The organism is uncultured Shewanella sp. (assembly GCF_947501225.1).
GTDB lineage: Bacteria > Pseudomonadota > Gammaproteobacteria > Enterobacterales > Shewanellaceae > Shewanella.
This window is the reverse complement of record NZ_CANMUW010000031.1, coordinates 1-13471: the sequence shown is the minus strand read 5'-3', so window position 1 is coordinate 13471 and position 13471 is coordinate 1. Positions and strand designations below refer to the sequence as shown.

The 13471-nt window shown below is 47.2% G+C and carries 7 protein-coding genes and 1 tRNA gene; 7 read left to right on the top strand and 1 reads right to left on the bottom strand.

Going from position 1 to position 13471, the window contains the following annotated elements; all coding sequences use genetic code 11:
• From Q1B47_RS21700 to Q1B47_RS21670, 7 genes are all read left to right on the top strand, one after another.
• On the top strand, positions 1–4518 hold a 4518-nt coding region (locus Q1B47_RS21700; RefSeq protein WP_299798805.1), incomplete at its 5' end, for a cadherin-like domain-containing protein.
• A 108-nt stretch (positions 4519–4626) separates the two neighbouring features.
• Positions 4627–6807, top strand: a complete 2181-nt coding sequence (locus tag Q1B47_RS21695) for a type I secretion system permease/ATPase (RefSeq protein ID WP_299798803.1) — start codon at positions 4627–4629, stop codon at positions 6805–6807.
• Positions 6800–8182 (top strand): HlyD family type I secretion periplasmic adaptor subunit, encoded by a 1383-nt coding sequence (locus tag Q1B47_RS21690; RefSeq protein WP_299798801.1) that lies wholly within the window; start codon positions 6800–6802, stop codon positions 8180–8182. Before Q1B47_RS21695 ends, Q1B47_RS21690 begins: the two co-directional genes overlap by 8 nt.
• A 29-nt stretch (positions 8183–8211) precedes the next feature.
• A complete protein-coding gene (locus tag Q1B47_RS21685; protein WP_299798799.1) occupies positions 8212–9630 on the top strand; it encodes a TolC family outer membrane protein in 1419 nt (472 codons plus the stop codon).
• Positions 9630–10235, top strand: coding sequence for an OmpA family protein (locus Q1B47_RS21680; RefSeq protein WP_299798797.1), 606 nt, complete (start codon positions 9630–9632; stop codon positions 10233–10235). The genes Q1B47_RS21685 and Q1B47_RS21680 overlap by 1 nt, the downstream gene beginning before the upstream one ends.
• Before the next feature lie 18 nt (positions 10236–10253).
• Positions 10254–10964, top strand: a complete 711-nt coding sequence (locus Q1B47_RS21675; RefSeq protein WP_299798795.1) for a transglutaminase-like cysteine peptidase — start codon at positions 10254–10256, stop codon at positions 10962–10964.
• 8 nt (positions 10965–10972) lie between these two features.
• On the top strand, positions 10973–12895 hold the full coding sequence (locus Q1B47_RS21670) for an EAL domain-containing protein (protein ID WP_299798793.1): 1923 nt from the start codon (positions 10973–10975) through the stop codon (positions 12893–12895).
• A 499-nt stretch (positions 12896–13394) separates the two neighbouring features.
• Here Q1B47_RS21670 and Q1B47_RS21665 read toward each other — a convergent pair.
• Positions 13395–13471 (bottom strand) — tRNA-Pro (locus tag Q1B47_RS21665).

Genomic DNA, 13471 nt, shown 5'->3' with positions numbered 1-13471 from the left:
TCTGCCGACAACTGGAACGGCAGCGTGCCCACGGTGAGCTACACCGTCACCGACGGTGACAGCACCGATGACTCGACCCTGGCGATCACCGTCAAACCAATAATTTCCGGTGGCAACACAGCGTCACTGACCCTGGATGATGCGGATACAGCAGGCACCAGCACAGATATTGATACGACAAGCCTAAGCTTTACTGCAGGCACCGAGACCGTGGATCAATTTGCCTTCGGAGACGATTTCAGTGAGCTTTCTGTCGATGGTCTGGATGGAGAGTTAACTTGGGCAATTAACGATTCTGGGCACCTAATAGGTAGCCTTAATGGTAACGCCCTGATACAGCTGGAACTGTCCGATACGACTATAGCGGCAGGTACTACGGGAGCAGTTACGGTTTCAGCCACTCTTCTCGATAACCTACCGCACGGTGTTAGTGTTGACTCGCTTAATATCAGTAATATTACTGTTATTGCTTCCGATGCTTCCGGTTCGACTGCAGAGGGAGTTGTTAATGTCACAGTCAATGATGATCTGGTTCAAGCTTCAGTAACCAGCAGCCAAGCAGAGAACTCAGCCCAAACAATCGTTGGCTCTATGACGGTTAGTGGCACTGACACAGATTACTCAGCCAGCTTAATGGCTAACATTACGGGTAATGCTAATCATGACGGACAGAGTAATTTTGTCGACTCGGGCCTAACAACTGGTGGCGATGTAATTTACTACTTTGTCGACCCGGATAATCCAGATGTTCTATTGGCCTATACCAGCGATGCTTTCGCCGAATATGGAGATGTAAATGCCCAGCAGTCATTGGTATTCACTCTAACCATTGACCCGAACTCCGGCGAATACGTGGTTAATCTTGAAGATTCGATCACCGTTCTTCAAGAAACTACTGCTGACTTCACCGGAGGCATAACGGCAGGAAATGGTGACAACCTATTTATCTATCTTAACGGTGAGCTGCAATACGGTACCAATGCCACAGTAGACACCTTATGTACCTTAACCGGAACCTCCAATGGCAGTGTAGCTAGTGTAAACAACAGCAACAATGGTATAGGCGTCGGTTCAGGTAAAGATATCGGTGCCGGTGATACACTCATTCTGTCATTCCAGCAGCCCACTACCAGCAACGTCCAGATAGCCTTAAGCTTAAACAGTGGTAAGGTTTATACCGGTGATGCCACCTTCTTTGTGCAGGGTAAGAATGCGCTGGGAGAGCTCAAAGACTTCACCTTTACCGGCACCAGTGATGAATTTGAAGCTCACCTGTCCAGTTCAGAAATTGTTGAAGTCAGCGTTTTGAAACTTTCGAAGGCTGATAGTGGCGATGACTTTAACCTTCAGAGTTTGTTTACAGAAACACTCACGATCGACTCATCCGGTACAACACTCGACTTTACGGTAGACGTGATAGACAGCGATGGTGATGTAGATAGCGATAATGATTTCAGCGTCATCCTGAACGCTCCTGCATCATTGTCAGTATTAACGACCAACGCAGTTGCACAGCTCGATGAAGCCACACTGCTCTCTGATGCCGCCGACAATGACACAGAGACATTACTGTTCAAAGCGGGTGATACTGAGATCAATAGCTTTAGCTTTGGCGATACCGACAACATTACAGTTGAGGGGATTCGTCAACCTATGGATTGGCGTATCGAGAGTGGCAACCTCATTGGTTCCATGAATGGACGTGGAGACCTGCTTAAGCTGACTCTGGATTGGGATTCAATTTCTGCAGGACAACAAGGCTCCGTCATTCTCGATGTTGAGTTACTTGGTAAGTTTCCGCACAACATCGACGTCGATAACCTGTTAGTGACAGGTATTCAAGTCAATGCCACCGATGGTTCAGGAGAGAGTGCAACATCGAACGTCACGGTCAATGTCGCAGACCATAACCGCGCCCCCGATGCAGGAAATGACAACTTTGGTGGCTTAACCAGTCATTACTATGGATATAACGACAGCAAAGCCTATGGCGATAAAGACGGTGGAAACTTAAAGTACCTTCATCAGGTTAACACTTTCATCAACAATAACGATCCCGATGCAACCTTCACAGCTACAACCCTGAATTATGGCTGGGGAAATGGAAATCTGGGAACGGGAACCAGCCTGCAAAGCTTCCTTGGCGCAGATGCCGGAAGCCTGAGTAACGATCCGGGCAACAGTACCGATGCCATCTTACATATGCAGGGCAATGTACAGTTAGATGCCGGCAGGTACGGCCTTAAGGTGACGGCCGATGATGGTTACTCTATTAAGGTTGATGGCGTCGTTGTAGCCCAGTTCTCTACAATCCAATCTCAAAAGACCAAGTACCCAGGTGATGATGGCCACATCTATTTTGACATAGCTACAGCCGGGCTCCATGAAATCGAAATCGTATACTGGGACCAGGGCGGCGCTTATGTATTCAATGTCGAGCTGGGTCAGTTCGATCAAAGTAACCAGCAGATAGGTGATTATAGCCAACTGGGCGATCAGGTATTAACGCCGCCTCTGGCAGTAATGGAAGATACGCCATTCACATTCTCAGCCGGCACTCTCTTAGGCAATGATAGTGATCCTGATGGAGACGATATCAGTATCGTTAACGTCATGAATGCAGAGCATGGCACTGTATCACTCGATGCTAACGGCAATGTAGTGTTCACTCCTGAAGAGGGCTATACAGGTTCTGCAAGCTATCAGTACACCATCTCCGATCCTTCTGGCTTAACCGATACCGCGACGGTTACTTTCGATATAGTGCCATCGAAAAGCTATGGCCAAAATACGGGGACTGACGGGAATAATGACATTCAGGGAACCAGCAACCATGATGTAATCGTTAGTGACACAACAGGCTTACAGATTGTGAGTGGTGAAAATTATAACATCGCCTTTATTCTCGACTCGTCGGGGAGTATGGGGAACAGCAACGTCAACTCAGCCAAAGAACAGCTGTTAGAGGTTTTCAATACACTAAAAGCCAGTGCTACCAGTTCGCATTCCGGTACCGTCAATGTCCTATTAGTCGACTTTGATGGTGGAAGTAAAGTCAATGTATCTGTTAACTTGGCCGATATCAATGCAATGTCAGATCTCACTGAGGCACTAGATACAATCACTAGTGGCGGTAGAACCAACTACGAATCAGCCTTTGAAACAACAACCAGTTGGTTTAATAGTGGAGCGGCATCGGAGAATACGGGTACGAATCTGACTTACTTTATCACCGATGGTGAGCCCAATAATTACAATAGCGATCAAAATCAAACTCCTGAGAGTCTACAGGTGATCAATTCATACTATGACAGTAAGCAGTTATCTGATTTACTCGATACTTATGTTGAAGGGCAAGAGCTTGTATATGACAACAAAGTCATCGTTGATGAGTACGGAAATATATACAGTTGGTATAAAAATGGCGGGGATTGGCAAAATATCCAAACAGGCACAATAAAACAGGGGGCTGACGGCAATTTTACTGTAGCAAAAACTGCTTATGGTGATGACCAGGCTGAAACGGAAGCTTTAGCAGCATTCGATGTTCTGGATGCCATTTCTGAAGTTAAGGCTATTGGCATAGGCAGCGGTATTGATTTAGATGATCTCATCCCGTATGACTCCGATGGTCAGGCTCATCACAATATTAAGGCGGATGAGATTGCCAGCGTTATCCTTGGCTCAGAAGAGCTACTGCTACAGGGTGACGATACGGTTAACGCGGGTGAAGGTAATGATATTATCTTCGGCGATCTGGTCAGCTTTGAAAATATCGAAGGTCAAGGCTATTCGGCGTTGCAAAAATTTGTAGCGAGTCAGCTCGAGAACGTCGAAGTCTCAGATGTCACCGTAAAGGATGTACATAGCTTTATTTCGAACAATCCTGATATGTTTAACCTGTCTGACAGCAATGACGGCGACGACACCCTCATCGGTGGGCAGGGTAAAGATATCCTCTTCGGTCAGGGTGGAGACGATACCTTAGATGGTGGAACCGGTGCGGATCACCTCATTGGAGGAGTCGGAATCGATACGCTTATCGGTGGACTAGGTGATGATACTCTGACCGGCGATGCCCTTTCGGGACCAACCAGCGCAGATACCTTCGTGTGGTCTGCAGGCTCTACGGGGACAGATCACATCACTGACTTTAAACTCGGTGAAGATAAGCTGGATATCAGCGACCTTCTACACGTAGAGAGTGGGCATCAGCTTTCTGAATACCTGCATTTTACTGTCGACAACACCACTTCGACACCTTCTACCTCTATCGATATCGATGCAAACCTGGATGGTAACTATGAGCAGCATATCGTCTTAGATGGTGTAGACCTGGCTGATGCATTTGGTGATAGTGAAGGTGCGATAATTCAAGGCTTACTCGGCAGTGATGGCAAGGGCGCCTTAATCATCAGCAGCTCAACCGACGCAGGGGTTTCTTCAACCTCATTTGCAGATGCCTCAGGCTCTAATTCGCACCCGGATGATGATCAAGTGACCTATCTACTTCCATAAATCCTCCAATTATCAAGATGGTCTATAGCAAAATAGACCATCTTGACTCATACTTTTATAATACAATAAGAGTAATTCCATAATAAAATCTTAAGGATAAGCTTTTAGGTGTCTGTTTCATCTCCTCAGAAAACTGAGCAATGGACCGTCTCTGCCTCTCAAAGAGTGTCAGTCGATCCCCTGTTAGACAGTTTAGTATTACTAACCGAATATTTCGGTAGTCCTTGCTCCAGCGAGTCCATGGCGGCAGGCCTTCCGCTATCCGGTAGTGTGCTCACACCAGACTTGGTGCCTCAGGCAGCCGCTCGAGCGGGGCTGGCGGCTAAATTAACCCGTAAGGGATTAAACCAGATATCGCCTATTTTCCTGCCCTGCATCCTGTTGCTGAAAGATAAGAAAGCCTGTCTGCTTCGAGAGCTGGATGTAAAAAAAGATAGAGCCGTTATTCAACTGCCGGAGACCGGAGGCGAAGAGACGCTGTCACTTGAAGATCTCGAAGCCATCTATGTTGGCTACCTGTTTATGGTTAAACAGCAGTATCGTGGCGATATGGGCTTCGATATACATCTCCATGACAGCAATAAGCACTGGTTATTTCAAACAATTAAAGATTCGGCACCTATCTACCGGGATGCGCTGATCGCATCGGTACTGGTCAACCTTTTCGCTCTGGTTTCACCGCTATTTATCATGAATGTCTATGATAAGGTCGTCCCTAATCTGGCGTTCGAGTCTCTGTGGGTCTTAGCTATCGGGGCGGGTATCGCCTATATCTTCGATCTGATCATGCGGCAACTGAGGGCCTACCTTATCGACGTCGCGGGTAAGAAGGTCGATATTATTGTCTCCTCCAAGCTGTTTGCCAAAGCGGTAGGGATTCCGCTTGAGAATCGGTCTCCCAGTGTCGGCGGCATGGCCAGGCAGTTAGGTGAGTTTGACAGCATCAGAGACATACTGACTTCGGCAACTATTACCACATTGGTAGATCTTCCTTTCGCACTATTTTTCATGATGATCATATATTTAGTGGCAGGTGACTTAGCCCTAATCCCTCTGTTGGGCGGGGTCATCATTATCACCTATACCTTGATCATGCAGCCAAAACTAAAGGCAGCAATCGAGGAAAGTAACAAGTTTTCCAGCCTGAAACATGGCCACCTTATCGAATCTCTTGCCTCACTGGAGTCGATAAAATCCAGTGGTGCCGAGGGGTTAGTTCAAAAAAGCTGGCAGCAGATGATAGGTCATACCGCGAACTGGCAATTGAAGTCGAAGAAGATCTCAACCTCAGTAACTAACCTGGCTAATTTTACGGTTCAGCTATCTGTTGTATCTGTGGTGATCTTGGGGGTTTATCGCGTCGCCGATAACGAGATCTCTATGGGCGGAATCATCGCGGCCGTGATCTTATCCAGCCGCGCTATCTCACCAATGGCGCAGCTGGCAGGCCTGATGACCCGAGGCAACCACACGGCAAGTGCACTACGCCAGCTCAATGAGATCATGACTCAAGAGGATGAGTTTGAGAATAAGGGGCATCTGGTAAGCCGTCAGCGCCTCCAGGGACAGATGAATGCCGATCATATCAGCTTCTCCTATCCGGGTTCCGAAAAACCGGTCTTACACCCGATGTCGATAAATATTCAACCGGGTGAGAGAGTCGCAATTATCGGCCGGAACGGATCCGGTAAGAGCACCCTGGCTAAGATGTTGGTCGGGCTCTATCAACCGAGCAAGGGAAGTCTGCGATATGACGGCCTCGACTCGGCGCAGATCCACCCTACGGACCTGAGACGCAACTTTGGTTACCTCCCACAGGATATCACCCTGTTCCATGGTTCTATTCGTGACAACATACTGTTCGGTACCCGCCAGGTATCTGAGCACCAGCTGATCAGGGCGGTACAACTCTCCGGTATCAGCCAGTTTACCGATCTCGAAACCGAAGGCCTGGACCAACAGGTAGGCGAAGGCGGTCGCGCTCTATCCAGAGGACAGAGACAAACAGTGGCTCTGGCAAGGGCAACCCTGAACGATCCCCCCGTGCTGCTTATGGACGAACCGACGGCGAGTCTGGATGCCAGAGCCGAGAAACAATTCATTCGTGCGATGGAAAATGTCACAAGAGAGAGAACCCTGCTGCTTATCACCCATAAGATGCATCTGCTGAAACTGGTAGATCGCATTATTGTACTGGACAGGGGTCACCTTGTGGCCGATGGCCCTAAGAATGAGGTGCTGGAAAAACTGAGCAAGGGCCTACTCGCCGGAGGGCAACGAAATGAGTAAGCACTTAACGACTCAAGATCTTGAAATGGTAGATGACGTTTATGGTGCCATGATGACAGATGCACCAACCAGTCACAGGTTGATCATCTGGGCACTCTCTGCCTTTGCACTATGCTTTGTTGTCTGGGCTTACTTCTCCAAGTTAGATCAAGTCACTACAGGTACGGGCAAAGTGATCCCCTCCTCTCAAATTCAGGTGATTCAGAGCCTGGATGGCGGAATAATGCAGCAACTCTATGTTGAGGAGGGAATGCATGTTACCAAGGGGCAACCCCTGGTTCGAATCGACGATACCCGCTTCCGCTCAGACTTCGATCAACAAGAGCAGGAAGTTTTCAGTCTGCAAGCAAATGTTAAACGGCTCGAAACCGAGCTAAGTAGCATACTGATATCAGATATGACATCTGACTGGCGCGAGCAGGTAAAAATAACTAAAACACCACTGCAATTTTCAGGAGAGCTTATAGCCAAAGAGCCTGAACTGGTAAAGCGACAATCGGAAGAATATTCAGGGCGCCTGGACAGCCTCAGCAACCAACTCGAAATTCTGGCCAGACAGATCCAACAGAAGCAACAGGAAACTGAGGAGCTGGCCTCTAAGATCAACACCCTCACCAGAAGTTTCCAGCTGGTGTCAAGAGAGTTAGAACTCACCCGGCCTCTGGCAGAAAAAGGGATCGTTCCCGAAGTGGAGCTACTCAAACTTGAACGAACCGTTAACGATATTCAAGGTGAGCTCTCCTCCCTTCGACTACTGAGGCCAAAATTAAAAGCCTCTCAAGACGAGGCAATACTCAAACGTCGTGAGGCAGTGTTTGTCTTTGCCGCCGAGGCACGGACTCAGCTCAATGAGATGCAAACTAAGCTATCGAGAATGAGCGAAGCTCAGGTCGGCGCGCAGGATAAAGTCAGTAAAGCCGAAATAACATCACCGGTAAACGGCACCATTAAGAGCATCCACATCAATACCCTTGGCGGTGTAGTTCAGCCGGGGATCGATATACTCGAAATTGTACCGTCAGAAGATCAGCTTTTAATCGAAACAAAGATCATCCCGAAAGATATCGCTTTTTTACACCCAGGTTTACCCGCCGTAGTCAAGGTCACAGCCTATGACTTTACAAGGTATGGCGGCCTGAACGGTGTTGTAGAGCATATCAGTGCGGATACAACACAGGATGAGGAGGGGAACAGCTTCTATCTTGTAAGAGTACGAACTGAACTATCAAGCTTAAAAAAGGACGACGGCACTGAAATGCCAATTATACCAGGGATGTTAACTTCGGTTGATGTAATTACTGGGCAAAGATCCGTTTTAGAGTACATACTTAATCCAATTTTAAGGGCGAAAGATACGGCACTCAGAGAGCGCTAGCCTAAGAAAACCAACCTGGAGGGGTTAACATGAACACCAGTAAGATTCGGCAACTAAAACGCAGCGGCTTAGCGTTAGCCGTTAGCGCACTGCTTATCCCGGCGTCGGCTTACAGCCAGACACTGGAACAAGCTGTCGCGCACACCTTAGATACGAATCCGGAAATTCGTATCGCTTTCAACCGCTTTAAAGCCCGTGAAGAGCAGGTTAATCAGGCTGTGGCCGGTTACATGCCGACGGTAGATATCAGTGGCGGATATGGATATGAACAGACCGATAGCCCATCGACTCGCAGAAAGCCAAATGTAGGTGAGATCGATTCTGATGGTGTTGCAGAGTTAGAGCGTGGCGAAGCAGGTTTCAGCATCAAGCAGATGCTATTCGATGGTTTCTATACCAGCAGCGAAGTAGACAGATATAGCTTCGAAGCCAGCGCCGAACAATGGGCACTCTTCTCAGCAGCCGAGGACATGGCTCTGGATGTAGCCAAGGTTTATGTTAACTATATTCGTAGCGAGCAGGTTCTGACGCTGGCCGAAAAAAACCTGGCCAGCCATCAGGAGATATATGATCAGATAAAGCAGCGCACCGACTCAGGTTTGGGCTCTGTTGCCGATCTGTCACAGATAACCGGCCGTCTGGCTCGTGCTAATGCGAACGTTATCTCGGCGAAGAACAACTTTTTCGATGCAAAAGCCCAATTTATCCGTGTCGTAGAGCAGCAGCCAGAGAGTTTGATTGTTCCCGTACCCGATGACGACATGCTGCCGGAAGATCTCGAAAGCAGCGTTAAGATAGCCCAGGAAAATCATCCAATCTTAAAGTCTGCGGCTAGCGATATCGAAGCGGCAAAAAATGAGAAAGCTTCAGCACAATCCAACTACTATCCAAAATTTACTTTAGATATCGAAGGTAACTGGAACAATAACCTGGACGGTGAAGAGGGTATCTCAGGTTCGGGCTTATTCCTGAATGATGTAGGTGGATACAGCAACGATCTGGTTGCCATGGTTAGGGTAAAATATAACCTTTTCGCCGGTGGTAAAGACCTCGCACGAGAGAAAGAAGCCGCCTACAAGATAGGTGAAGCCAAAGAGATCCGTCAACGTGCCCATCGCCAAGTCGTCGAAGGTGTCAATCTGGCCTGGAATGCTTACGAGATGCTAGAACCTCAAAAGCTATACATTCGTGAACATGTTATTGCCGCAAAAGACACACAGGTCGCATACAGCCAACAGTTCAATCTGGGCCAACGTACCCTGCTCGATCTACTGGATACCGAAAACGAACTATTCGAAGCCCGCAAAGATTATCTGGAAGCGGAATATGACGGCATCCTTTCTGAGTACCGTATCCTGAACGCTACCGGAAGGTTGTTGGAGTCGTTAAGAGTCACCCGCCCGGATGTATGGCAAGGTGAGCGTAACTACGAAGGAGGAGTTAACTAATGAAAGCCTTCATATTCATATTAAGCATCGCCTTGCTCGGCGGATGTGCATCACGCGACATCGTCACCATGGACGAGCCAACTAAACAGATACATGATCTCAATGATCTGGATACCGATGGTGTTATTGTCGCACGAGAGCGTTGTAATGGTACAATTTTAGGCGCCAGCATAGATAACTACGGTTGTGGTAAGGTAAGGCCGATTAATGAGCGCTCCGAGCTTAAAATATTGTTTGCAAATGACTCTTACTACATAGATCCTCAGTACTATGATCAGATAGAGGTCATTGCTACCTTCATGACTGATTATCCGAATACTGTAGTTACCATCGAAGGGCATTGCAGTAAAACCGGAACATATGAGCATAACTTAACGCTCTCACAAAACAGGGCTAACGCGGTAACAAGCGTATTGACCGAACAGTTCGGCATAGAACCAGCCAGATTAACCGCTATCGGCTACAGCTATGACCGCCCGGTCGATATGAGCGAGACGAGTATTGCCCATACCCGAAACAGACGCGTGATTGCGGAAGTGACCGGAGAAGATACAACGGCAGATATGAAGTGGCATATCTATACCGTTGATGAAGAAGTAAAGTAAGGACATAAATCAAGCATCATGAATGGCAGGCTTTGTTGTAGTAAATTAGCATGCAGAAAAGTCTGCCAGTTCATAGTAATGGCACTGACTCTAGCCATATCATGCCTTTATGCCTCACCGACTCAAAACCTGGATAGGGGTCACATTACATCGACACTCGAGTCTAAGTATGGTGAGCGAGCGGGAAAACGAGTCAAAGCCTGGTTTAGAGTGTTAGATGAGGCACAGGGGTTAAGCGAAAGAGATAAGATGACTAAAGTGAATAACTTTTTTAATCTTTTTCGCTTTGTCGATGACATCAAACTTTGGGGCGATAGTAACTACTGGTCGACACCGATGGAGTTTATTGGCGTTAACGGCGGTGATTGCGAAGACTTCTCTATCGCAAAGTACTTCACTCTACTCCAGCTCGGTGTACCGGAAGATAAGATGCGAATCACCATGGTAAAAGCAACGAGCGTTAATCAATACCATATGGTTTTGGCCTATTACGAAACGCCTTCAGCTATCCCCTTGGTACTCGACAATCTGGACACACGAATTAAACCCGCTACTCAGAGAAAAGATTTAATACCTGTTTACAGCTTTAATGGTAGACAGTTGTGGCTTAACAAGGAAAAAGGACGAGGCGTTCTTGCAGGTTCCTCAAAGAAGCTTGCGAAATGGAATGATCTTAAATATAGATTGGGTGTCGAAAGGCTTAGACAACCCAAATTAAGACTGGAGTAGCTAGAAAGATGACACTGTTTCGACAGATATACTCACTACTGTTTGGCCTGTTTCTACTGGTGGTGGCGAGTCTGGGCTATGTACAATTCACTGAGACTCAAAGCTTTCTGACAAAGCAGATGGAATCAGACCTTAATAATACCAGTAACTCACTCGGGATCATGTTGGTACCGGATCTTGAAGCCGGTGACATTGTCGGTGCAGAGACGCTAATCAATGTTATTTTTGAAGGTGGTTACTACCAGCAGGTAAAATTGACTTGGCTGGTCGACGGTAAACAGCAGGTTTGGGAGAACTCAGTAAAGATTGAAGGGGTTCCACAATGGTTTATCGATCTGGACCTGTTTGAAACAATTAAGAAAGAGAGTACGATCACTTCTGGCTGGATCCAGCTGGCACGACTGGAGATCACCGCCCATCCTGGATTTGGGTATCACGAACTATGGCGCACCATGAGCAATGCGATCATCGTATTTTCGCTGCTCTTTTTAATCGCAATAATATTCGCCCGAGTGGGATTAACCTGGATCCTCAAGCCTCTGCATTCCATTGCAGAACACGCCAGAGAGATCTCGCAACGTAAGTTTGGACCCGATATGCCGGTGCCAAAAACAACTGAGCTAAAGTCTGTAGTGGTCGCCTTCAACAGCATGTCTGATCAGCTCAAATTAATCTTTAACTCTCTCGATGAGGAGGTTGGAGAACTACGCAAAAAGAATCTGGTCGACCAGGTCTCAGGGCTTCCAAACAGACAATATATGATGGGGCACCTCAGCAGCTGGCTCAATGAGCCCAAGAGTGGTGCTCTTGTTATGGCTAAACTGGACTGGCTAGAGGAGGTGCATAGCAAATATGGTTACCAAGTCAGGGACGAGACCATTAGGCTGCTGTCTGAAAAGCTGAAAGAGCACTTAGATGAAGTCTCCACCTCGATTGTAGCCAGAATCGCAGCCTATGAGTTTGCATTCCTGATCACCAGCTCTGAACATGATCAGACCAGTAAATATCTTCAGACTCTGATACGTACAATTAATCAAGAGATGTCTAAAGCCGGCTGCAAACCAAATGAACATTTCGCCATAGGTGTTGCAGAGCGACTTGGGCAGATGACAGTGTCTGACATCTTAGCCCAGGCGGATAACGCACTGCAGAAAGCCATAAAAGAGGATAAAATCTTCCATTGGTTTGAAAATACCGAGAAACAGCTATTCACTCGTGAGCAGTGGCGTGAACATTTAAGCTCCGCTATCAAGGGTCGTCGATTCAAGTTTAAATGGCAGCCGGTACAGCTCAATGACAGCGATAACCTTTTGCAACGAGAGCTATATTGTCAGCTGGAGCTCGGAGATAAGATGGTCCATGCTGGTCAGTTTATGCCTTATGTTGAGCTGTTATCACTCGGGGCACTGCTGGACAAGTGCCTGATAGAGAAGGTACATGAAGAGCAGCTTCTGAGCAGAAGCCTTGAGCCTATTGCTATTAACTTGACGTTCCAGAGTTTAAGCGATCCTAAATTCCATGAATGGTTAAATCAATTCCTCAGCTCATCAGAGCTATCTGAACGGATCTGTTTCGACATTCCTGAAGCCGGAGTATACAGCGATCCGGACTCTTGTCAGGCAATTTGCACTATCATCCGCGATAACGGCGCCCACTTCGGTATCGACCACTTCGGCCGCCAGTTTGGCTCCATGTCTTACTTGCAAACCTTGAGACCAAGTTACGTGAAGCTAGATCAATCTTTTGCCTATTATGATGAAAGCGAGCATAGCAGTGAGCTATGTCGGGCATTGATCAACGTGGCGAGAGGTCTGGACATTAAGATAATAGTCACCGGCATCGAGGAGATAGCTCAGTTAGATCGCTTCACTCCACTTAAAACTAATGCCTATATGGGCTATATATCCCCACCTGTGGATGTCGAAGACTAGCTCTTCACACGTACTCTCAAAGGCCTCTGATGAACTCAGGGGCCTTTTTATATCTGGTTCTTAGGAAGCCGTTTGCGATACGTGTAAGCTTGCATAGGTATGCCCATTATCTCTTAGCTTCACACCTCAGTATCTGAAAACGAAAAATCTCTATTTCTCAAGAGGCGTTTCAAAAAGTGGTCGGCATGCTTTGATAAGAGTGAGAATTCGAATCCTCTAGATAACAGACAACAAAAAAGCCCTTCGATTTCTCGAAGGGCTTTCTCATAAAAGTGGTAGGCCGGCTTTGATAAAAAGAGAGGATTCGACTCCTCAATCATTTTAGCTAACAATCTAATTCTAAAACGAAAAAAGCCTCTTGATCTCTCAAAAGGCCTTTCGAACAGTTGTCGGCCAGCTTTGATAAAAAGAGAGGATTCGACTCCTCAATCATTCTAGCTAATAATCTAATTCTAAAACGAAAAAAGCCTCTTGATCTCTCAAGAGGCTTTTCGAAAAGTGGTCGGTGATAGAGGATTCGAACCTCTGACCCTCTGGTCCCAAACCAGATGCGCTACCGGGCTGCGCTAATCACCG